This window comes from Escherichia sp. E10V10 (assembly GCF_004211985.1).
Taxonomy (GTDB): Bacteria; Pseudomonadota; Gammaproteobacteria; order Enterobacterales; family Enterobacteriaceae; genus Escherichia.
Genome location: NZ_RHJO01000003.1, coordinates 179,379 through 201,853, shown reverse-complemented (window position 1 = coordinate 201,853; position 22,475 = coordinate 179,379). Strand labels below are relative to the sequence as shown.

24 protein-coding genes and 1 tRNA gene are annotated in these 22,475 nt (G+C 51.6%); 18 read left to right on the top strand and 7 right to left on the bottom strand.

Annotation, left to right across the window (positions count from 1 at the left end):
• The first annotated feature begins 167 nt into the window (after positions 1-167).
• From galP to ruvX, 7 genes are all read left to right on the top strand, one after another.
• The gene (gene galP, locus D9736_RS07405) at positions 168-1,562 is read left to right on the top strand and encodes a galactose/proton symporter (protein ID WP_130207899.1); all 1,395 of its coding nucleotides are present in this window, start codon (positions 168-170) and stop codon (positions 1,560-1,562) included.
• A 76-nt stretch (positions 1,563-1,638) separates the two neighbouring features.
• Positions 1,639-2,136 carry a SprT family zinc-dependent metalloprotease gene (locus D9736_RS07400; RefSeq protein ID WP_130258039.1) on the top strand — a complete coding sequence of 166 codons (498 nt, stop codon included), beginning with the start codon at positions 1,639-1,641 and terminating at the stop codon, positions 2,134-2,136.
• A gap of 94 nt (positions 2,137-2,230) precedes the next feature.
• Positions 2,231-2,938: a deoxyribonuclease I gene (gene endA, locus D9736_RS07395; protein WP_130207903.1), complete on the top strand. Its 708-nt coding sequence runs from the start codon at positions 2,231-2,233 to the stop codon at positions 2,936-2,938.
• Positions 2,939-3,016: 78 nt separating this feature from the next.
• Positions 3,017-3,748: a 16S rRNA (uracil(1498)-N(3))-methyltransferase gene (gene rsmE, locus D9736_RS07390; protein WP_130221434.1), complete on the top strand. Its 732-nt coding sequence runs from the start codon at positions 3,017-3,019 to the stop codon at positions 3,746-3,748.
• A gap of 12 nt (positions 3,749-3,760) precedes the next feature.
• Positions 3,761-4,711 carry a glutathione synthase gene (gene gshB, locus D9736_RS07385; RefSeq protein ID WP_130207907.1) on the top strand — a complete coding sequence of 317 codons (951 nt, stop codon included), beginning with the start codon at positions 3,761-3,763 and terminating at the stop codon, positions 4,709-4,711.
• 108 nt (positions 4,712-4,819) lie between these two features.
• A complete protein-coding gene (locus D9736_RS07380; protein WP_130207909.1) occupies positions 4,820-5,383 on the top strand; it encodes a YqgE/AlgH family protein in 564 nt (187 codons plus the stop codon).
• The gene (ruvX, locus tag D9736_RS07375) at positions 5,383-5,799 is read left to right on the top strand and encodes a Holliday junction resolvase RuvX (RefSeq protein WP_000017111.1); all 417 of its coding nucleotides are present in this window, start codon (positions 5,383-5,385) and stop codon (positions 5,797-5,799) included. The genes D9736_RS07380 and ruvX overlap by 1 nt, the downstream gene beginning before the upstream one ends.
• A gap of 219 nt (positions 5,800-6,018) precedes the next feature.
• On the opposite strand, the gene D9736_RS07370 is transcribed toward ruvX, so the two are convergent.
• Entirely contained in the window at positions 6,019-6,999 is a 981-nt protein-coding gene (locus D9736_RS07370; protein WP_001055627.1) for a type IV pilus twitching motility protein PilT, read from the bottom strand.
• Positions 7,000-7,016: 17 nt separating this feature from the next.
• On the opposite strand from D9736_RS07370, the gene yggS reads away from it, so the two are divergent.
• The 5 genes from yggS to hemW are packed head-to-tail and all read left to right on the top strand — an operon-like array spanning position 7,017 to position 10,322.
• Positions 7,017-7,721, top strand: coding sequence for a pyridoxal phosphate homeostasis protein (gene yggS / locus D9736_RS07365; protein ID WP_130258038.1), 705 nt, complete (start codon positions 7,017-7,019; stop codon positions 7,719-7,721).
• A 17-nt stretch (positions 7,722-7,738) separates the two neighbouring features.
• On the top strand, positions 7,739-8,305 hold the full coding sequence (yggT, locus tag D9736_RS07360; RefSeq protein ID WP_001094831.1) for an osmotic shock tolerance protein YggT: 567 nt from the start codon (positions 7,739-7,741) through the stop codon (positions 8,303-8,305).
• The gene (gene yggU / locus D9736_RS07355; RefSeq protein WP_001277222.1) at positions 8,302-8,592 is read left to right on the top strand and encodes a DUF167 family protein YggU; all 291 of its coding nucleotides are present in this window, start codon (positions 8,302-8,304) and stop codon (positions 8,590-8,592) included. Before yggT ends, yggU begins: the two co-directional genes overlap by 4 nt.
• Positions 8,593-8,599: 7 nt before the next feature.
• Positions 8,600-9,193, top strand: a complete 594-nt coding sequence (locus D9736_RS07350; protein WP_130207915.1) for an XTP/dITP diphosphatase — start codon at positions 8,600-8,602, stop codon at positions 9,191-9,193.
• The gene (hemW, locus tag D9736_RS07345) at positions 9,186-10,322 is read left to right on the top strand and encodes a radical SAM family heme chaperone HemW (RefSeq protein WP_130258037.1); all 1,137 of its coding nucleotides are present in this window, start codon (positions 9,186-9,188) and stop codon (positions 10,320-10,322) included. The genes D9736_RS07350 and hemW overlap by 8 nt, the downstream gene beginning before the upstream one ends.
• Positions 10,323-10,564: 242 nt before the next feature.
• Here hemW and D9736_RS07340 read toward each other — a convergent pair whose 3' ends face one another.
• The 5 genes from D9736_RS07340 to trmB form a co-directional block, all read right to left on the bottom strand.
• The gene (locus tag D9736_RS07340; RefSeq protein WP_130258036.1) at positions 10,565-11,572 is read right to left on the bottom strand and encodes a DUF1202 family protein; all 1,008 of its coding nucleotides are present in this window, start codon (positions 11,570-11,572) and stop codon (positions 10,565-10,567) included.
• Positions 11,573-11,688: 116 nt separating this feature from the next.
• Positions 11,689-12,735, bottom strand: a complete 1,047-nt coding sequence (gene ansB, locus D9736_RS07335) for an L-asparaginase 2 (RefSeq protein ID WP_000394103.1) — start codon at positions 12,733-12,735, stop codon at positions 11,689-11,691.
• Positions 12,736-12,910: 175 nt separating this feature from the next.
• Positions 12,911-13,630: a DUF2884 family protein gene (locus D9736_RS07330; RefSeq protein ID WP_000984799.1), complete on the bottom strand. Its 720-nt coding sequence runs from the start codon at positions 13,628-13,630 to the stop codon at positions 12,911-12,913.
• A 183-nt stretch (positions 13,631-13,813) separates the two neighbouring features.
• Positions 13,814-14,140, bottom strand: coding sequence for a YggL family protein (locus D9736_RS07325; protein WP_001107564.1), 327 nt, complete (start codon positions 14,138-14,140; stop codon positions 13,814-13,816).
• On the bottom strand, positions 14,140-14,859 hold the full coding sequence (gene trmB / locus D9736_RS07320) for a tRNA (guanosine(46)-N7)-methyltransferase TrmB (protein ID WP_000786911.1): 720 nt from the start codon (positions 14,857-14,859) through the stop codon (positions 14,140-14,142). The genes D9736_RS07325 and trmB overlap by 1 nt, the downstream gene beginning before the upstream one ends.
• Before the next feature lie 160 nt (positions 14,860-15,019).
• Here trmB and mutY point away from each other — a divergent pair, with 160 nt between their 5' ends.
• From mutY to nupG, 4 genes are all read left to right on the top strand, one after another.
• The gene (gene mutY / locus D9736_RS07315) at positions 15,020-16,072 is read left to right on the top strand and encodes an A/G-specific adenine glycosylase (protein ID WP_130258035.1); all 1,053 of its coding nucleotides are present in this window, start codon (positions 15,020-15,022) and stop codon (positions 16,070-16,072) included.
• A 27-nt stretch (positions 16,073-16,099) separates the two neighbouring features.
• A complete protein-coding gene (locus tag D9736_RS07310; RefSeq protein ID WP_000091700.1) occupies positions 16,100-16,375 on the top strand; it encodes an oxidative damage protection protein in 276 nt (91 codons plus the stop codon).
• Positions 16,376-16,439: 64 nt separating this feature from the next.
• Entirely contained in the window at positions 16,440-17,519 is a 1,080-nt protein-coding gene (gene mltC / locus D9736_RS07305) for a membrane-bound lytic murein transglycosylase MltC (RefSeq protein ID WP_130258134.1), read from the top strand.
• Positions 17,520-17,721: 202 nt separating this feature from the next.
• Positions 17,722-18,978: a nucleoside permease NupG gene (gene nupG, locus D9736_RS07300; protein ID WP_130207923.1), complete on the top strand. Its 1,257-nt coding sequence runs from the start codon at positions 17,722-17,724 to the stop codon at positions 18,976-18,978.
• Between the two features lie 47 nt (positions 18,979-19,025).
• Here the strand turns inward: nupG and speC are convergent, their stop codons facing one another.
• Entirely contained in the window at positions 19,026-21,161 is a 2,136-nt protein-coding gene (gene speC, locus D9736_RS07295) for an ornithine decarboxylase (RefSeq protein ID WP_130258034.1), read from the bottom strand.
• A 400-nt stretch (positions 21,162-21,561) separates the two neighbouring features.
• Here speC and D9736_RS07290 point away from each other — a divergent pair, with 400 nt between their 5' ends.
• Entirely contained in the window at positions 21,562-22,269 is a 708-nt protein-coding gene (locus tag D9736_RS07290; protein ID WP_130258033.1) for a DUF554 domain-containing protein, read from the top strand.
• A 105-nt stretch (positions 22,270-22,374) separates the two neighbouring features.
• A tRNA-Phe gene (locus tag D9736_RS07285) sits at positions 22,375-22,450 on the top strand.
• Positions 22,451-22,475 lie beyond the last annotated feature (25 nt).

Genomic DNA, 22,475 nt, shown 5'->3' with positions numbered 1-22,475 from the left:
TATGTTTAACCTATGATTATATAACTCAATTAATTTCATACACTTAAATTATAATCATAATGAATATTAGTGTAAGCGATTACACTGATGTGATTTGCTTCACATCTTTTTACGTCGTACTCACCTATCTTAATTCACAATAAAAAATAACCATATTGGAGGGCATCATGCCTGACGCTAAAAAACAGGGGCGGTCAAACAAGGCAATGACGTTTTTCGTCTGCTTCCTTGCTGCTCTGGCGGGATTACTCTTTGGCCTGGATATCGGTGTAATTGCTGGCGCACTGCCGTTTATTGCAGATGAATTCCAGATTACTTCGCACACGCAAGAATGGGTCGTAAGCTCCATGATGTTCGGTGCGGCAGTCGGTGCGGTGGGCAGCGGCTGGCTCTCCTTTAAACTCGGGCGCAAAAAGAGCCTGATGATCGGCGCAATCCTGTTTGTTGCCGGTTCGCTGTTCTCTGCGGCTGCGCCAAACGTTGAAGTACTGATTCTTTCCCGCGTTCTGCTGGGTCTGGCGGTAGGTGTAGCCTCTTATACCGCGCCGCTGTACCTCTCTGAAATTGCGCCAGAGAAAATTCGCGGCAGTATGATCTCGATGTATCAGTTGATGATCACTATCGGGATCCTCGGCGCGTATCTTTCTGATACCGCCTTCAGCTACACCGGTGCATGGCGCTGGATGCTGGGTGTGATTATCATCCCGGCAATTCTGCTACTGATTGGCGTCTTCTTCCTGCCAGACAGCCCACGTTGGTTTGCTGCCAAACGCCGCTTTGTTGATGCCGAACGCGTGCTACTGCGCCTGCGCGACACCAGCGCGGAAGCGAAACGCGAACTGGATGAAATCCGTGAAAGTTTGCAGGTTAAACAGAGCGGTTGGGCATTGTTTAAAGAGAACAGTAACTTCCGTCGCGCGGTGTTCCTGGGTGTACTGTTGCAGGTGATGCAGCAATTCACCGGGATGAACGTCATCATGTACTACGCGCCGAAAATCTTCGAACTGGCGGGTTATACCAACACCACAGAGCAAATGTGGGGGACCGTGATTGTCGGCCTGACCAACGTACTTGCCACCTTTATCGCAATCGGTCTTGTTGACCGTTGGGGGCGTAAACCAACGTTGACGCTGGGCTTCATGGTGATGGCTGTGGGCATGGGCGTACTGGGTACAATGATGCACATCGGTATTCACTCACCGTCGGCGCAGTATTTCGCCATCGCCATGCTGCTGATGTTTATTGTCGGTTTTGCCATGAGCGCGGGTCCGTTGATTTGGGTACTGTGTTCTGAAATCCAGCCGCTGAAAGGCCGCGACTTCGGTATCACCTGCTCCACCGCTACCAACTGGATTGCCAACATGATTGTCGGCGCAACCTTCCTGACTATGCTCAACACGCTGGGCAACGCCAATACCTTCTGGGTTTACGCAGGTCTGAACGTGCTGTTTATCCTGCTGACACTGTGGCTGGTGCCGGAAACCAAACACGTTTCGCTGGAACACATTGAACGTAATTTGATGAAAGGTCGTAAACTGCGCGAAATCGGCGCTCACGATTAATCTCCCCAGGCTTCCTCCCGTCGCGGAGGAAGCCACCTCTTGCAGTCATCTTTTCTTCGCTCTATCCTCTGCCGCTATGAAAACATCCCGTCTCCCTATCGCCATCCAACAGGCTGTTATGCGTCGCCTGCGGGAAAAACTCGCCCAGGCCAACCTGAAGCTGGGGCGTAACTATCCGGAGCCAAAACTTTCTTATACCCAGCGAGGCACATCCGCCGGAACGGCCTGGCTGGAAAGCTATGAAATTCGCCTCAATCCGGTGTTGCTGATGGAAAACAGCGAGGCTTTTATAGAAGAAGTGGTGCCACACGAACTGGCGCATTTGCTGGTATGGAAACACTTTGGTCGCGTAGCGCCACATGGCAAAGAGTGGAAGTGGATGATGGAAAGCGTGCTGGGCGTTCCCGCCCGCCGTACGCATCAGTTTGAACTGCAATCCGTGCGCCGTAACACTTTCTCCTACCGTTGCAAATGCCAGGAGCATCAGCTCACCGTACGTCGTCATAACCGCGTGATACGAGGCGAAGCCGTCTATCGCTGCGTTCACTGCGGTGAACAACTGGTTGCCCAATAACCAGCAGAACTATCAGGAATTTTACTGATCTGGCTGATTGCATACCAAAACAACTTTCGCTACGTTGCTCGCTCGTTTTAACACGGAGTAAGTGATGTACCGTAATTTGTCTGTGGCTGCGGTGGTACTGAGCGCAGCATTATCCGGCACGGCGTTAGCCGAAGGCATCAATAGTTTTTCCCAGGCGAAAACAGCAGCGGTAAAAGTCTACGCTGATGTGCCGGGAACATTTTACTGCGGATGTAAAATCAACTGGCAGGGTAAAAAAGGCATCGTGGATCTGGAGTCGTGCGGGTATCAGGTGCGCAAAAATGAAAACCGCGCCAGCCGCGTAGAGTGGGAACATGTTGTTCCCGCCTGGCAGTTCGGCCACCAGCGTCAGTGCTGGCAGGAAGGCGGTCGTAAAAACTGCGCTAAAGATCCGGTTTATCGCCAAATGGAAAGCGATATGCATAACCTGCAGCCCGCGATAGGTGAAGTGAACGGCGATCGCGGCAACTTTATGTACAGCCAGTGGAATGGCGGCGAGGGGCAGTATGGGCAGTGCGCTATGAAGATTGATTTCAAAGAAAAAGTTGCTGAACCGCCCGCTCATGCCCGTGGTTCCATTGCGCGGATTTACTTCTACATGCGTGACCAGTACAACCTGACACTCTCACGCCAGCAAACGCAGCTGTTTAACGCCTGGAACAAAATGTATCCGGTCACCGACTGGGAGTGTGAGCGTGACGAGCGCATCGCGAAGGTGCAAGGCAATCACAACCCGTATGTGCAACGCGCTTGCCAGGCGCGAAAGAGCTAACCTACACTAGCGAAATTCTTTTTGTTAACCCTACCCCACGCGCGCAACCGCGTGGGGAGACGACGCGGATATTTAACCATGCGTATCCCCCGCATTTATCATCCTGAACCACTCACCAGCAATTCGCAGATCGCGCTTTGTGAAGATGCCGCTAACCATATCGGGCGCGTCCTGCGTATGGCGCCAGGTCAGGCATTACAGTTATTTGACGGCAGCAACCAGGTCTTTGACGCAGAAATCACCAGCGCCAGCAAAAAAAGCGTGGAAGTTAAAGTGCTGGAAGGCCAGGTAGACGATCGTGAATCTCCCTTGCATATTCACCTTGGTCAGGTGATGTCGCGCGGAGAAAAAATGGAATTCACTATCCAGAAATCGATAGAACTTGGCGTAAGCCTCATTACGCCACTTTTTTCTGAACGCTGCGGCGTTAAACTGGATAGTGAACGTCTGAACAAGAAGCTCCAGCAGTGGCAGAAAATTGCAATTGCCGCCTGCGAGCAGTGTGGTCGTAATCGGGTACCAGAAATCCGTCCGGCGATGGATCTGGAAGCCTGGTGTGCAGAGCAAGATGAAGGCTTGAAACTCAATCTTCACCCGCGCGCCAGTAACAGCATCAATACATTGCCGTTACCGGTTGAACGCGTCCGCCTGCTGATTGGCCCGGAAGGCGGTTTGTCGGCAGATGAAATTGCCATGACTGCCCGCTATCAATTTACTGATATCCTGTTGGGACCTCGCGTTCTGCGTACTGAGACAACTGCGCTCACCGCCATTACCGCGCTACAAGTGCGTTTTGGCGATCTGGGCTAACGGAGAAGAATAATGATCAAGCTCGGCATCGTGATGGACCCCATCGCAAGCATCAACATCAAGAAAGATTCCAGTTTCGCTATGTTGCTGGAAGCACAGCGTCGTGGTTACGAACTTCACTATATGGAGATGGCCGATCTCTATTTGATCAATGGTGAGGCTCGCGCTCGTACCCGTACTTTGAGCGTCGAACAGAACTACGATAAATGGTACGAGTTCACGGGTGAGCAGGATCTGCAACTGGCCGATCTCGACGTGATTCTGATGCGTAAAGATCCGCCGTTTGATACCGAGTTTATCTACGCGACCTATATTCTGGAACGCGCCGAAGAGAAAGGAACGCTGATTGTTAACAAGCCGCAGAGCCTGCGCGACTGTAACGAGAAGCTGTTTACCGCCTGGTTCTCTGACTTAACGCCAGAAACACTGGTCACGCGCAATAAAGCGCAGTTGAAAGCGTTCTGGGAAAAACACAGCGATATCATCCTCAAGCCGCTGGACGGTATGGGTGGCGCGTCGATTTTCCGCGTGAAAGAAGGCGATCCGAACCTTGGTGTGATTGCCGAAACCTTGACTGAGCACGGCACCCGCTACTGCATGGCACAAAATTATCTGCCAGCGATTAAAGATGGTGACAAGCGTGTGCTGGTGGTGGATGGCGAACCAGTACCGTACTGTCTGGCGCGTATTCCACAGGGCGGCGAAACCCGTGGCAATCTGGCTGCCGGTGGTCGTGGCGAACCTCGTCCGCTAACGGAAAGCGACTGGAAAATCGCCCGTCAGGTAGGACCGACGCTGAAAGAAAAAGGGCTGATTTTTGTTGGTCTGGATATTATCGGTGACCGCCTGACTGAAATTAACGTCACCAGCCCAACCTGTATTCGTGAGATTGAAGCAGAGTTTCCGGTGTCTATCACCGGAATGTTAATGGATGCTATTGAAGCACGATTACAGCAGCAGTAACCCTGTTTAGCGAGAGGGATCTCGTTGAGACTATGAGTGACAGCGCCATACTTTCCACGCATACTGGGCGCTGTTGCTTTTTTGAACCAGGAAACAGAACCTCTGACAATGAATTTACAGCATCACTTTCTTATTGCCATGCCTGCTCTCCAGGATCCGATTTTCCGTCGTTCCGTGGTCTACATTTGCGAACATAATACCAATGGAGCAATGGGGATCATCATTAACAAGCCACTGGAAAATCTCAAAATTGAAGGGATTCTGGAAAAGCTGAAGATCACGCCGGAGCCGCGTGATGAATCTGTCCGTCTGGACAAACCGGTTATGCTTGGCGGCCCGCTGGCTGAAGATCGCGGGTTTATTTTGCATACCCCGCCATCCAATTTTGCGTCCAGCATTCGCATTTCAGATAACACGGTGATGACCACTTCCCGCGATGTGCTGGAAACACTCGGCACCGATAAACAACCTGCTGACGTGATGGTAGCCCTTGGTTACTCCTCTTGGGATAAAGGCCAACTGGAACAAGAAATTCTCGATAACGCGTGGTTAACCGCCCCGGCAGATCTGAATATTCTGTTCAAAACACCGATAGCCGACCGCTGGCGCGATGCGGCAAGGCTGATTGGTGTTGATATTCTCACCATGCCTGGTGTGGCAGGGCATGCCTGATGAGCGGAACATTACTCGCCTTCGACTTCGGCACCAAAAGCATTGGCGTAGCGGTCGGCCAACGCATTACCGGCACCGCTCGCCCGCTGCCCGCAATTAAAGCACAGGACGGTACCCCGGACTGGAACCTTATCGAGCGTTTACTGAAAGAGTGGCAACCAGACGAAATCATCGTCGGTTTGCCGCTGAATATGGACGGTACCGAGCAACCATTGACTGCCAGAGCGCGTAAATTTGCCAACCGTATTCATGGCCGTTTTGGTGTTGAAGTAAAGCTCCATGACGAGCGTCTTAGCACCGTGGAAGCACGTTCCGGTCTGTTTGAACAGGGCGGCTATCGGGCGCTCAACAAAGGCAAAGTCGACTCTGCCTCTGCGGTTATTATTCTCGAAAGCTATTTCGAGCAGGGGTATTAAGGCGATTTAAAAGCCAGCTGGAGTGTAAATAATATCATCGCGCCTTACGCCTTACGCCTTATTGCCGGATGCGGCGTGAACGCCTTATCCGGCCTACATGTGGCAGCGGTTGTAGGTCTGATAAGACGCGCAAGCGTCGCATCAGACGTTTATTGCCTTTGTAGGCCCGATAAGCTTGCGCATCGGGCGTGTTTACAATTCGTATCAGGCACAGCAACGTCACAAACGCCCTTCCCCCACCCGCTGCTGATAACTCTGCTGAAACGTTAACATCCCCACCTGCTGACCGGTTTGAATAACATGCGGCAACTGGTGGGTTTTCCCTTCGCGAATCAAATTCCCCACCGCAGGTGTGTTAATCAGTAATTCAAACAGCGCCACGCGTCCTTCCTGTTTATCCACTTCCAGCTTTTGTGACAACACCGCCCGTAAACTACCTGCCAGTTGATTACGCACGGGATCTTTTTCCTGCGCCGGAAACGAATCCACCAGTCTCTCAACTGCCTGCGCTGCACCGCGCGTGTGTAATGTCGCCAGCACCAGATGCCCGGTTTCTGCCGCCGTTAGCGCCAGACGTATTGTCTCGCTGTCACGCAGCTCTCCAAGCAAAATCACATCAGGATCCTCCCGCAATGCGGCCCTCAATCCCGATGCGAACGTCATACAGTGCAAACCAATTTCCCGTTGCTGGATCAAACATCGCTGGCTGGCATAGAGATATTCCACAGGATCTTCCAGTGTCAGAATATGCGCATCGGCATGTTGATTGAGATAGCCAACCATTGCCGCCAGCGTGGTGGATTTGCCGCTCCCCGTCGCCCCCGTCACCAGAATCAGGCCATTCTCGCTCTTGAGTAATTCCGGCAATACCGGTGGTGCGCCAAGCTGTTCGAGTTGCGGACAGTGCGAAGGTAACAGCCGTAACGCCAGAGATATGCCTTGCCGCTGCGCGAACGCACTGCCGCGCAATCGCTGGTTTTCCGCCAGCGACACGGCAAAATCCAGCTGACCATTCTCCAGCAATATTGCCCGCTGATCGTCATCCAGCCACTCCCGCAGTAGCTCTTCGACGTCCGGCGCATCAAACGGCGCAGCTTCCATTCTGCCGCGAATGCGCCATCGTGCGGGCCAGGCGCTGCACAGGTGTAGATCAGAGACGTTATGCTTTACACTAAGGGCCACAATTTCTTCCATATTCATACTAAGATCCTCGGAAAATGAACGATATTGCGCATAACCTGGCACAGGTCCGGGACAAAATCTCAGCGGCTGCAACGCGTTGCGGCCGTTCTCCAGAAGAAATTACGCTGCTTGCAGTCAGTAAAACAAAACCTGCGAGCGCCATCGCAGAAGCCATTGATGCCGGGCAGCGTCAATTTGGTGAAAACTACGTTCAGGAAGGGGTAGATAAAATTCGCCACTTTCAGGAGCTGGGCGTAACAGGATTAGAATGGCATTTTATTGGCCCGTTGCAGTCTAATAAAAGCCGCCTGGTGGCAGAAAATTTCGACTGGTGTCATACCATCGACCGTTTGCGTATCGCTACCCGCCTGAACGACCAGCGACCGGCAGAACTTCCCCCTCTTAACGTGCTGATTCAAATCAATATTAGCGATGAAAACAGCAAGTCAGGGATTCAACTGGCGGAACTGGACGAGCTGGCTGCTGCGGTCGCTGAACTACCGCGTTTACGTCTGCGCGGGCTGATGGCAATCCCTGCGCCTGACTCAGAATATGTAAGGCAGTTTGAAGTTGCACGCCAAATGGCTGTAGCATTTGCCGGACTGAAAACGCGCTACCCGCATATCGACACGCTCTCTCTGGGAATGTCAGACGATATGGAAGCCGCCATTGCGGCAGGTAGCACGATGGTTCGTATCGGCACTGCAATTTTTGGTGCGCGTGATTACTCTAAAAAATAAGGAATTAAAGGAACGCCATGAATACGTTGACTTTCCTGCTTTCAACGGTCATTGAGCTGTATACCATGGTGCTGTTATTACGCATCTGGATGCAGTGGGCTCATTGTGATTTTTATAACCCTTTCTCACAGTTTGTAGTGAAGGTGACACAACCGATTATCGGGCCACTGCGCCGCGTTATTCCGGCAATGGGGCCAATTGACAGCGCCTCACTGCTGGTCGCTTACATTTTGAGTTTTATCAAAGCCATCGTGCTGTTTAAAGTGGTGACCTTCCTGCCAATCATCTGGATTGCCGGTTTATTGATTCTGCTGAAAACCATCGGTCTGCTGATTTTCTGGGTCCTGCTGGTGATGGCGATTATGAGCTGGGTAAGCCAGGGTCGTAGCCCAATTGAATACGTGCTGATTCAGCTGGCCGATCCGCTGCTGCGCCCGATTCGCCGCCTGCTACCGGCAATGGGTGGGATTGATTTCTCGCCGATGATCCTCGTTCTGCTGCTGTATGTCATCAATATGGGTGTCGCAGAAGTGTTACAGGCGACCGGAAACATGCTGCTGCCGGGGCTGTGGATGGCGTTATGAGTGCCGTAACAGTTAACGATGACGGTCTGGTTTTACGGCTCTATATTCAGCCGAAAGCCAGCCGTGATTCTATTGTCGGTTTACATGGCGACGAGGTAAAAGTCGCCATTACCGCGCCGCCGGTTGACGGCCAGGCCAACAGCCATCTGGTGAAGTTTCTCGGTAAGCAATTCCGGGTAGCCAAAAGCCAGGTGGTGATTGAGAAAGGCGAACTTGGCCGCCACAAACAAATTAAAATCATTAATCCGCAACAAATCCCGCCAGAAATCGCGGCGTTAATTAATTAGGTATCCTATGCAAAAAGTTGTCCTCGCAACCGGCAATGCCGGTAAAGTGCGTGAGCTGGCGTCGCTGCTTAGCGACTTCGGTCTTGATATCGTGGCCCAAACAGACCTCGGCGTAGATTCCGCTGAAGAAACCGGCCTGACCTTTATCGAAAACGCGATTCTGAAAGCGCGCCATGCGGCAAAAGTGACCGGTTTACCGGCAATTGCCGACGACTCCGGTCTGGCGGTAGATGCGCTGGGCGGCGCGCCAGGGATTTACTCCGCGCGTTATTCCGGTGAAGACGCGACCGATCAAAAGAATCTGCAAAAACTGCTGGAAACACTGAAAGACGTACCGGACGACCAACGTCAGGCGCGTTTCCACTGCGTGCTGGTATATCTGCGTCACGCGGAAGATCCCACTCCGCTGGTGTGCCACGGTAGCTGGCCGGGCGTGATTACTCGTGAACCAGCGGGTACTGGCGGCTTTGGTTATGATCCAATCTTCTTCGTGCCTTCCGAAGGGAAAACCGCTGCCGAACTGACCCGCGAAGAAAAGAGCGCCATTTCTCACCGTGGTCGGGCGTTGAAACTGCTGCTGGACGCCTTACGTAATGGTTAAATTACCGCCGCTGAGTCTCTACATTCACATCCCGTGGTGCGTGCAGAAATGCCCGTACTGCGATTTCAACTCTCACGCGTTGAAAGGGGAAGTGCCGCATGACGATTATGTTCAGCATCTGCTTTGCGATCTGGACAACGATGTGGCTTACGCTCAAGGCCGTGAAATGCAGACAATCTTTATTGGCGGCGGTACGCCGAGCCTGCTTTCCGGCCCGGCGATGCAAACGCTGCTGGACGGCGTACGTGCGCGTTTGCCGCTGGCAGCAGATGCAGAAATTACGATGGAAGCGAACCCTGGTACGGTTGAAGCCGATCGCTTTGTCGATTATCAGCGTGCTGGCGTGAACCGCATCTCTATTGGTGTGCAGAGTTTTAGCGAAGAAAAACTGAAACGACTCGGGCGCATTCATGGCCCGCAAGAAGCGAAACGTGCAGCAAAACTGGCAAGTGGACTGGGGCTGCGTAGTTTTAACCTCGATTTGATGCATGGGCTGCCGGATCAATCACTGGAAGAGGCGCTAGGCGATCTGCGCCAGGCCATTGAACTGAATCCGCCGCATCTTTCCTGGTATCAACTGACCATCGAACCCAATACGCTGTTTGGCTCGCGCCCTCCCGTACTGCCGGACGATGATGCGTTATGGGATATTTTCGAACAGGGGCATCTGTTGTTAACCGCGGCAGGTTATCAGCAATATGAAACTTCCGCTTACGCCAAGCCCGGTTATCAGTGCCAGCACAATCTCAACTACTGGCGATTTGGCGACTACATCGGCATCGGCTGCGGCGCGCACGGCAAAGTGACCTTCCCGGATGGGCGCATTCTGCGTACCACCAAAACGCGTCATCCGCGTGGTTTTATGCAAGGAAGGTACCTGGAAAGCCAGCGTGATGTCGAAGCCGCAGATAAGCCGTTTGAGTTCTTTATGAATCGCTTCCGTCTGCTGGAGGCCGCGCCGCGCGTGGAGTTTAGCCAGTATACTGGCCTTTCAGAAGAGGTTATTCGCCCTCAGTTAGACGAGGCTATCGCTCAGGGATATCTCACAGAATGTGCGGATTACTGGCAGATAACGGAACATGGGAAGTTGTTTTTAAATTCGCTGCTGGAGCTTTTTCTGGCTGAGTAAATTTGTATTGCCGGATGCGGCGTGAACGCCTTATCCAGCCTACATGTGGCAACGGTTGTAGGTCTGATAAGACGCGCAAGCGTCGCATCAGACGTTGATTGCCGGATGCGGCGTGAGCGCCTCAGCCGACATGTGGCAGCGGTTGTAGGTCTGATAAGACGCGCTAGCGTCGCATCAGACGTTGATTGCCGGATGCGGGGTCAACGCCGCATCCTGCTACAAATCGTGCGCTATATCAAAACTTACTTAATCACCCCATTGCGCCGTAATGCTTCGGTATCTTTTTTCCAGCGATCGCAGGCCTTATTGATATCGTCAATTTTCATCAAAATCGCGACTTTTTTACTGTTTATTTCTGAAACCTTCATCGTTAACGGATATTGCCCTTTCTCGAGCGTTATCCAGTCATCCTGCAATTTACGGCTAAGTTTTTGTGATTGCAGAAAAGTCTGTCGCCGTTGTTCGTTGATATCGAAATCCCGTTTCTGCTGAATCGGCACTTCATAACACTCTTCACTCTGTTTATGACATGCCGCAATCGCCGGTTGATAAACCTCTTTGTCATATTTAACCGCGAACGCCTCGCTATCATTCTGTTTATTAAACTCATCCCGCTGTTGGTGAATTTTTTTAAAGGCGTCTTCGCGAGTCATTTGCTTGCCATTTGCATCTTTTCCCCAATATGCATCTGCTGCTTTCTGCGCCGCCACCATTTGCTTATCAAGCGCTTTTACATCCTTTTCCAGCGCAGGAATCGAGTTCTTCTGGGTATTCAACGCTGATTCAAGCTGACTAAAGCGATAATTGAAATCTTCGCTATTCACAATCAGGTACTTATTATTCGTTTTAATATCGTCGACCGCCCGCCCACTATCGCTGGCTGCCGCCTGAAAAGAGTAAAAGTTCACCGTCCAGCCAGACGCGGGCGTTCCTTTACTGGTTAACATCGCCGAGAATTTTACTGGTTTATCTTTCGTCCAGGTCTGTTCGAGCAGTTCGTAATCTGCCAACTGACCGACCCAGGTATAGAGATCGTCGCTGGAAGAGACATCGCCCTCCGCTGACCAGGTGGCCTGATTACCCTTGGCATCAAGATTTTTTAAGCTGATGGCATCAAGCTTGAGAATGCCGTGATACTGCTTTTTGAATTGATCTTTTAAGACATTTTCAGTTGGCGGTTCGCCATCGGCCCAGACATTACCAGTCATCAACATAAGCAGCGCCGTGCCAACAATCCATTGCTTTTTCACCCGAAAACCCTCGCGCGGAATAATTTATTCCAGTGATTATCATTAGGGTAATGAAAATTGGCAATGGACGTGAGTCTGAAGTGAATAAGCCCCGGCGCGATACCGGGGCGAGGTGATTAGTACTGATTGAAGATCTGCTGGATCTGCTGCGGATCTTTGGTTTGCGTCAGAGCCAGTTGCAGCAGAACGCGCGCTTTTTGCGGGTTCAACGTGCCAGAGGCGACGAAGCCGTATTTCGCATCATCCACTTCGGCATCCTGAGTGGTAGCGCCCGTCGGTACGCGGGAAGAACGCACTACCGCAGTGCCGTTTTTCGCGGCGGTCGCCAGAGTGTCAAACACGGATTTATACAGGTTGCCGTTACCCACACCAGCGCTCACGATGCCATCATAGCCCGCATCTACCAGGGCTTTAGCCGGAAGATCGGATGCGTTAGCGTAGTTATAAACAATGCCGACTTTCGGCAGTTCATTCAGCTTAGAGACATCGAACGGCGTGTCGCTGGTGTGCTTACGTGCCGGAGTACGCTGATAGTCAATCTTACCGTTGTGAATGTAACCCAGAGGGCCGTAGTTAACAGACTTGAAGGTCGCAACGTCGGTGGTGTTGGTTTTGGTGACATCCCGCCCATCCAGCACGGTGTCGTTCATCACCACCAGCACGCCACGGTTGGCGGAGGCTTTATCTGCCGCAGTTACTACCGCGTTATACAGGTTGAATGGACCGTCTGCGCTCATGGACGTGGACGGGCGCATTGCGCCAACCATCACCACGGGCTTGTCGCATTTCACCGTCAGGTCGAGGAAGTAAGCAGTCTCTTCCATCGTGTCGGTACCGTGGGTAATAACGAAGCCGTCAGTCTTATCACAGTCGGTGTTAATTTTTTTCGCCAGTGTCAGCCAGACATCATCGTTCATATCCTGGGAGCCGATATTAACGACCTGCTCGCCTTTAACGTTCGCAATGTCCTTCAGTTGCGGCACCGCATTGACCAGATTTTCTACGCCAACTTTACCCGCTGTGTAGTTAGATTTGGTTGCGGAGTCACCACCACCGGCAATCGTCCCGCCAGTCGCTAAAATGGTGATATTGGGTAATGCCAATGCTGCACCACTAAAACCCATAACCAGTGCGGCAAGTGCCGTCTTTTTGAAAAACTCCATTTCATTCCTCCAGTTACGTGAACGCTACGCATTATCCCTTAGCTTTGTATAGGAAATTTGACGTTAAACAATTTACTTTGTGAATAGATTTTGGAGATCTATAAAGTTAGAGGCAGGTAACAAAATGAAGAATTAAACGGCATAAAAAAGCATTATGCCGTCTTAAACTAGAGGATTATTTCAAATTCCCGACCAGGGCTTTACGGCTGTCTTCCAGAGTCACAACACGGCTACAAACATCTTTGCCAAATTGCTGGAAATCTTTTTCCTGCTTTTTCCACTCGGTCTGGATTGAGGATTGCAGTCCCCCCAGGCTTCCCAGCACATTCTGTAACGGGTTGCCGCCGCTTTTCAGCACCGCTTTCGCGCCCATTTCGTTAATGCTGTCCTGCAAAATTCCGCCCATCGCCTGATTCACTAACTGCTGACCTTCGGCGCGAACCTGATCAATGGCTTTATAGTGAAATGTCAGGCCATCGCTGCGCGTTTCGATAATGCGATTCATCTGTTCTTTCAGCTGCGCATCAAGTTTGGTCAGACGGCTGCGCATTTTGCTGCTTTCGCCCATCTCCTGAACGATAATTTTATCCAGCGCAACGCGTGCTTTCTCTACGCGGCTTTTCGCACCTTCATCAATCCACGGCAGCGTGCTGCGCAGTTCGGCCTGATAATCCTTCGCCTGCTCGCGCTGGGCGGCGTTCAGTGAATATTGCTTGCCGTTGTACATCACATTGCCGTCTGGCGTGATCACCAGATTGCCGTTTTCGCCCTTCACCTGCACGGTTTGCGGGCTGACAATCACATCGTCACGCGGCGTGACGCTGCACTGGTAGTCGGCGTGAGCGGTCATTGCCGTCACTGAAAGTGCTGCCGCCAGCAGCATTTTGCGCATCATAGTCTTCCCTCAAGAACAAATCAGGCCAGCATTTGCTGGCCCCAGATTGATAACAATGTACACGTTGTCCATGCCGGATGCGGCGTAAATGCTTTATCCGGCCTACTCGATCGTACATCTTTGTAGGCCTGATAAGCGTAGCGCATCAGGCAGTTTTGCATTTGTCATCGCCCGTATGCTTTCTTAGTCCCACCAAACATCGAAAAGTTCGCTGGTGCGTACCTCATCCAGTTTGCGCTCTTCCAGCCACTTACGCACAATCGCTTGATGCTCTTCGGTGCATTTGCCGATTTCCTGCATGCAGATCAGACCTTCCCAGGCCAGATACCCGCTGCCGTCAAAGGCCAGTTTGTTCGGTTCGATAACCTCGTTAATAAAGTCATCAACGGTTTTATCAATCTGCTCTTCCGATGTACCTTCCGGGAATCGCCATGCCACCGAAAATCCTAATTCCTGGAATTCGTCGATGTGCATTTTTTTACGCAGACGACGGCTACGGTTCTTTGCCATTATTTCACCCTCTCGAACATTAAGTCCCATACTCCGTGACCAAGACGATGACCACGTTGTTCAAATTTCGTCACCGGACGTGATGCCGGACGCGGTACGTAATCATTGCTCTCTGACAGGTTTTTATAACCGTCAATAGAAGACATCACTTCAAGCATATGTTCCGCATAAGGTTCCCAGTCGGTCGCCATATGGAATACGCCCCCCAGCTGCAGTTTGCTTTTTACCAGTTCGGCAAACGGCACCTGAACGATACGGCGTTTATTATGGCGCGCTTTGTGCCACGGGTCAGGGAAAAAGAGCTGCACCATGCGCAATGAATTGTCAGGAATCATTTTATGCAGCACTTCAACCGCGTCATGACACATCACGCGCAGGTTGCTTAAGCCCTCTTCATGCGCAGAAGCCAGGCACGCACCCACGCCCGGGGAATGCACTTCAATGCCGAGGAAGTCCTGCTCAGGGCGATCTTTGGCCATTGCCACCAGCGACGCGCCCATGCCAAAACCAATCTCAAGCGTCACTGGCGCTTCACGGCCAAAAAGCGCAGGGAAATCCAGCATATCTTCGCTGAACTCAACGCCCATCACCGGCCAGTAGTTTTCCAGCGCATGTTCCTGGCCTTTGGTCAGTCGCCCCTGGCGGCGCACAAAACTACGGATACGGCGCAGTGGGCGGCCGTTTTCATCAAATTCCGGTGAGATGACGTCGTTTTTCATAAAGATTTAGTCGCTTGTGAAAGTGTTCTGAAAACGGGCATTATCCAAAGTTAGTTGCCGGATGCAAGCATGATAAGGCCGTAGCTGCGGAAAGTTCCGGTTTACACCCCGCCGCGGCTGTGCTGCAATCTTGCCCCCAACAACAGTGAATTCGGTGACCATGCAAGCGTCGCAATTTTCAGCCCAGGTTCTGGACTGGTACGATAAATACGGGCGGAAAACGCTGCCCTGGCAAATTGACAAGACGCCCTACAAAGTATGGCTCTCAGAAGTGATGTTGCAACAAACTCAGGTTGCGACCGTTATCCCCTATTTTGAACGCTTTATGGCGCGCTTCCCGACGGTGACCGACCTCGCCAATGCGCCACTGGACGAAGTTCTCCACTTGTGGACCGGGCTTGGCTATTACGCCCGCGCGCGCAATCTGCATAAAGCGGCACAGCAAGTTGCTACCTTACACGGCGGTAAATTCCCGGAAACCTTTGAAGAAGTCGCGGCGTTACCGGGCGTTGGGCGTTCCACCGCAGGCGCGATTCTCTCGCTTTCTCTGGGTAAGCACTTTCCGATTCTCGACGGTAACGTCAAACGCGTGCTGGCGCGCTGCTATGCTGTAAGCGGCTGGCCTGGGAAAAAAGAGGTCGAGAATAAACTATGGAGTTTGAGCGAGCAGGTGACGCCCGCGGTCGGCGTGGAGCGGTTTAATCAGGCGATGATGGATTTGGGCGCGATGATTTGTACGCGTTCGAAGCCGAAATGCTCGCTCTGTCCGCTACAAAACGAATGTATTGCCGCCGCCAATAATAGCTGGTCGCTTTATCCGGGCAAAAAACCGAAACAGACGCTGCCGGAGCGCACCGGCTACTTTCTGCTGTTACAGCACGAAGATGAAGTATTGCTGGCGCAGCGCCCGCCGAGCGGATTGTGGGGCGGTTTATACTGTTTCCCGCAGTTTGCCAACGAAGAAAGTTTGCAGCAATGGCTGGCGCAACGGCAGATTGCTGCCGATAACCTGACGCAACTGACCGCGTTTCGCCATACCTTCAGCCATTTCCATTTAGATATTGTGCCTATGTGGCTTCCCGTGTCGTCATTCACCGACTGCATGGATGAAGGCAATGCGCTCTGGTATAACTTAGCGCAACCGCCGTCAGTTGGCCTGGCGGCTCCCGTGGAGCGTTTGTTACAGCAGTTACGCACTGGCGCGCAGGTTTAGCGCGTGAGTCGATAAAGAGGATGATTTATGAGCAGAACGATTTTTTGTACTTTCCTGCAACGTGAAGCAGAAGGTCAGGATTTTCAGCTGTACCCCGGCGAACTGGGAAAACGCATCTATAACGAGATCTCCAAAGAAGCCTGGGCGCAGTGGCAGCACAAACAAACCATGCTGATTAATGAAAAGAAACTCAACATGATGAATGCCGAGCACCGCAAACTGCTGGAGCAGGAGATGGTCAACTTCCTGTTCGAGGGTAAAGAGGTGCATATCGAGGGCTATACGCCGGAAGATAAAAAATAAAAACTGTGCCGGAGCACGTCTCCGGCAACTTGCATAAAAACAAACACAACACGCACCCGGAATGATGAAAAAATATCTCGCGCTGGCTTTGATTGCGCCGTTGCTCATCTCCTGTTCGACGACCAAAAAAGGCGATACCTATAATGAAGCCTGGGTCAAAGATACCAACGGTTTTGATATTCTGATGGGGCAATTTGCCCACAATATTGAGAACATTTGGGGATTCAAAGAGGTGGTGATCGCCGGTCCTAAGGACTACGTGAAATACACCGATCAATATCAGACCCGCAGCCACATCAACTTCGATGACGGTACGATTACTATCGAAACCATCGCCGGGACAGAACCTGCCGCGCATTTGCGCCGGGCAATTATCAAAACGTTGCTGATGGGTGACGATCCGAGTTCGGTCGATCTCTATTCCGACGTTGATGATATTACGATTTCGAAAGAACCTTTCCTTTACGGTCAGGTGGTGGATAACACCGGGCAGCCGATTCGCTGGGAAGGCCGTGCGAGTAACTTCGCGGATTATCTGCTGAAAAACCGTCTGAAAAGCCGCAGCAACGGACTGCGTATCATCTACAGCGTCACCATTAACATGGTGCCGAACCACCTTGATAAACGTGCGCACAAATATCTCGGCATGGTCCGCCAGGCGTCACGGAAATATGGCGTTGATGAGTCGCTGATTCTGGCAATTATGCAGACCGAATCTTCCTTTAACCCGTATGCGGTCAGCCGTTCCGACGCGCTGGGATTAATGCAGGTGGTACAACATACTGCCGGGAAAGATGTGTTCCGCTCGCAGGGGAAATCCGGCACGCCAAGCCGCAGTTTCTTGTTTGATCCTGCCAGCAATATTGATACCGGCACCGCGTATCTGGCGATACTGAACAATGTTTATCTCGGCGGAATTGATAACTCAACGTCGCGGCGTTATGCCGTCATCACCGCCTATAACGGTGGTGCAGGCAGCGTGTTACGCGTTTTCTCTAACGATAAGATTCAGGCGGCTAATATTATTAATACCATGACACCGGGCGATGTTTATCAGACGCTGACGACCCGCCATCCCTCTGCGGAATCTCGCCGTTATCTTTATAAAGTGAACACGGCGCAAAAATCTTACCGTCGCCGATAATTGCACTTATTGCCCCTTGACGATGTTCAGGGGCAAAAGTGTTATCTACATCACAATTATGTTTTGCAAAACGATATTATTTGCAATTATTTGCCACGGGTAACAAAAAAACAGTCCGCGAAGTTGATAGAATCGCATCATCTTGCACGGTCAAATGTGCTTTTTAAAACACTCATCCGCATTATGATGTGAGGAAATTAACATGAATCTTAAGCTGCAGCTGAAAATCCTCTCTTTTCTGCAGTTCTGTCTGTGGGGAAGTTGGCTGACGACCCTCGGCTCATATATGTTCGTTACCCTGAAGTTCGACGGTGCTTCCATTGGCGCTGTTTATAGCTCACTGGGTATCGCTGCGGTCTTTATGCCTGCTTTGCTGGGGATTGTGGCCGACAAATGGTTAAGTGCGAAATGGGTGTATGCTATTTGTCACACCATCGGCGCAATCACCCTCTTCATGGCGGCACAAGTTACCACCCCGGAGGCGATGTTCCTCGTGATATTGATTAACTCGTTTGCTTATATGCCAACGCTTGGGTTAATCAACACCATCTCCTACTATCGCCTGCAAAATGCCGGAATGGATATCGTGACTGATTTCCCGCCAATCCGTATCTGGGGCACCATCGGCTTTATCATGGCGATGTGGGTAGTGAGCCTGTCTGGCTTTGAATTGAGCCACATGCAGCTATATATTGGCGCAGCACTCTCCGCCGTTCTGGTGCTGTTCACCTTTACGCTGCCGTATATTCCGGTTGCTAAACAGCAAGCTAATCAGAGCTGGACGACGCTGCTCGGCCTCGATGCATTCGCGCTGTTTAAAAACAAGCGTATGGCGATTTTCTTCATCTTCTCGATGCTGCTGGGTGCGGAACTGCAGATTACCAACATGTTCGGTAATACCTTCCTGCACAGCTTCGACAAAGATCCGATGTTTGCCAGCAGCTTTATTGTGCAGCATGCGTCAATCATCATGTCGATTTCGCAGATCTCTGAAACCCTGTTCATTCTGACCATCCCGTTCTTCTTAAGCCGCTACGGCATTAAGAACGTAATGATGATCAGTATCGTGGCATGGATCCTGCGTTTTGCGCTGTTTGCTTACGGCGACCCGACTCCGTTCGGTACCGTACTGCTGGTTCTGTCGATGATTGTTTACGGCTGTGCGTTCGACTTCTTCAACATCTCTGGTTCGGTGTTTGTCGAAAAAGAAGTTAGCCCGGCGATTCGCGCCAGTGCGCAAGGGATGTTCCTGATGATGACCAACGGCTTCGGCTGTATCCTCGGTGGCATCGTGAGCGGTAAAGTGGTTGAGATGTACACCCAAAACGGCATTACCGACTGGCAGACAGTATGGCTGATTTTCGCAGGTTACTCCGTGATTCTGGCCTTCGCATTCATGGCGATGTTTAAATACAAACACGTTCGTGTCCCTGCCGGTACACAAACTGTTAACCACTAATTACGCAAAGAAAAACGGGGCGCCAGAAGGTGCCCCGTTTTTTATTCTTACTTCAACACATAACCGTATAACCGTTTCATTCCATCCGCATCGGTTTCGCTATAGACACCTTGTAGCTCCGGCGAAAATCCCGGCAGCAAATTCACGCCTTCTTCCAGCGCAAGGAAATAACGCTGGACCGCTCCGCCCCACATTTCTCCTGGCACCACGCAAAGCACGCCAGGTGGATACGGCAGCGCGCCTTCCGCCGCAATTCGCCCTTCGGCATCACGAATGCGCACCAACTCCACTTCACCACGAATATAAGCGCTATGCGCATCCTGGGGGTTCATCACCACTGACGGGAAACTCTGCTGGCGGAACATCGCTTTTTGCAGGTCTTTGACGTCGAAACTGACATACAGATCGTGCATCTCCTGACACAACTGGCGCAGGGTATAGTCGCGATAGCGCACCGGGTATTTGTTATAAACACTCGGCAACACTTCAGACAGCGGCGAGTCATCCTCAATATGTTGTTCAAATTGCGCCAGCATCGCCACCAGCTGTGCCAGCTTCTCGTGGCTTTCCGCCGGAGTTAATAAGAACAGAATGGAGTTGAGATCGCACTTCTCTGGCACAATGCCGTTCTCACGCAGATAGTGCGCCAGAATCGTCGCTGGAACGCCAAAATCACTATATTCGCCTGTTTCGGCATCGATACCCGGCGTGGTGAGTAACAGCTTGCACGGATCAACAAAATACTGATCCGCGGCATATCCTTCAAAGCCGTGCCACTTCGCCCCCGGCTCAAAACTGAAAAAACGGCGGTCGTTGGCTAACACTGACGTCGGATAATCCTGCCACAATTTGCCATCAACAACGGGCGGGATAAACGGGCGGAACAGCTTACAGCGCGCAAGAATCGCTTTCCGCGCTTCAATCCCTATCTCAACGCACTCAGCCCACAGCCGACGCCCACTCTCCCCTTCATGAATTTTGGCGTTAACGTCCAGCGCGGCAAACAGCGGGTAAAACGGGCTGGTAGAGGCGTGCAGCATAAAAGCATTGTTCAACCGTTTATGCGGGCAAAAACGCGCCTGTCCGCGGATATGGTTATCTTTTTTATGGACCTGCGACGTCTGTGAGAATCCCGCCTGCTGTTTGTGCACCGACTGAGTCACAAAGATCCCCGGATCGTTTTCGTTAAGTTCTAACAGCAGCGGCGAGCTATCTGCCATCATCGGGATAAACTGTTCGTAACCGACCCATGCAGAATCAAACAGAATGTAATCACACAGATGCCCAATGGTATCGATCACCTGGCGGGCGTTGTAGATAGTGCCGTCATAGGTTCCCAGCTGAATAATCGCCAGGCGGAACGGGCGCGGCAGTTCGGCTTTTTCTGGCGCAACGTCGCGAATTTGCTGGCGCAGATACTCTTCATTAAAACAGTGCGCATCAATCCCGCCAATGAAACCGAATGGGTTGCGTGAGGCTTCCAGATACACCGGCGTCGCCCCCGCCTGAATCAGCGCACCGTGATGATTCGACTTATGGTTGTTACGGTCGAAGAGCACCAGATCACCACGCGTTAACAGCGCATTCGTCACCACTTTATTCGCTGCCGATGTGCCGTTCAGCACAAAATAGGTTTTATCGGCATGAAAGACTTTGGCGGCGAATTTCTGCGCATCCTTTGCGGAACCTTCATGAATAAGCAGATCGCCCAATTTTACGTCAGCGTTACACATATCGGCGCGAAAGACGTTCTCACCAAAGAAATCGTAAAAATGGCGTCCGGCAGGATGCTTTTTAAAGAACGCACCATGTTGATGCCCAGGACAAGCAAAGGTGCTATTGCCCATCTCAACGTACTGGGTCAGCGTGTCATAAAATGGCGGCAGCAAATTCTCTTCATACTGACAGGCTGCGGATTCCAGCTCCAGCCACTGCTGCTCATTGCCGTTGATGATAGCCGTAACGCCCGCGGGCAATTCAACCGCATCTTCAGAATACAAAAACACCGGCAGATGAAAACCGGTGCGCTTAAGTAACGCAAGGATGCCGCTACGACTATCCGCAGCGGTAATGACGACTGCCGCGACGTCCGTAAAATCAGTATCTTCCAGCGCCACCACGCGGCGATGGGTAGAAAGTCGGGAAACCAGTTCACCACTGGCGGCAATACTCATTGATTTCATAAGCGCAAAACCCGTTTCGGGGAAGTAAAAATACCGGGCAAGGTGGAACCCCCGCCCCATGAGATGTGGGTCAAACTGGTCACCAGCTCCGACCGCCAGACATCAGTAAAAGCAGAAACGCTCTGATTTTACTGTTGCCCTGCAGTGAGCATACGTTAACGTCACCGCATAAAAAGCAGCGTCACAGAACAGGAGACATTTCGCGCGAAACGGCGATAAGCGAAAGAATGTAAGGAGGCGGCGTGCATCAAGCAAGCTCCGTACAGGAAGGAGAAAATTCGCGCAATCATGGCACTTTTCGCTAACGCGTGCAAGCCAGGACTTTGCGACCAGACAAGCAATCGACGGGGCAAAAAGTTCATAATAAAAACATCAAACAACACAATTAACAGGAACTCTTGTGGTCATCGGCCCTTTTATCAACGCAAGTGCAGTATTACTGGGTGGCGCCCTCGGCGCACTGCTTAGCCAACGCTTACCGGAACACATCCGCGTCTCTATGACGTCCATTTTTGGCCTGGCATCGTTGGGAATTGGTATTTTACTGGTGGTGAAATGCGCCAACCTTCCGGCGATGGTTTTAGCTACGCTACTCGGGGCATTAATCGGCGAAATTTGTCTGCTGGAAAAAGGCGTCAATACTGCGGTCGCTAAAGCGCAGAATCTGTTTCGTCACTCGAGCAAGAAATCTGCGCATGAATCTTTTATTCAGAATTTTGTCGCGATTATTGTCCTGTTTTGTGCCAGCGGCACCGGGATCTTCGGCGCGATGAATGAAGGGATGACAGGCGATCCGAGTATTTTAATCGCCAAGTCATTTCTTGATTTCTTTACAGCGATGATCTTCGCCTGTTCACTTGGCATTGCGGTATCGGTGATTAGTATTCCATTGCTCATCATCCAGTTAACGCTGGCGTGGGCTGCTGCGCTGATATTACCGCTGACCACACCGTCGATGATGGCGGACTTCAGCGCCGTAGGTGGTTTATTGCTGCTGGCAACCGGATTACGCATCTGCGGCATAAAAATGTTCCCGGTGGTCAATATGCTTCCTGCCCTCCTTCTGGCAATGCCGCTTTCCGCTGCCTGGAGCGCCTGGTTTGCATGACATTACGAGCGATAACGGCAAACTGATGATAGATTGTGCAGTCTGCCGTAAATTGAAGAAATTTGATTGACGAGACGAGGCGAATCAGGTTTAATGCGCCCCGTTGCCCGGATAGCTCAGTCGGTAGAGCAGGGGATTGAAAATCCCCGTGTCCTTGGTTCGATTCCGAGTCCGGGCACCAAATTTATAAGGCCTCGCTGCAAAGC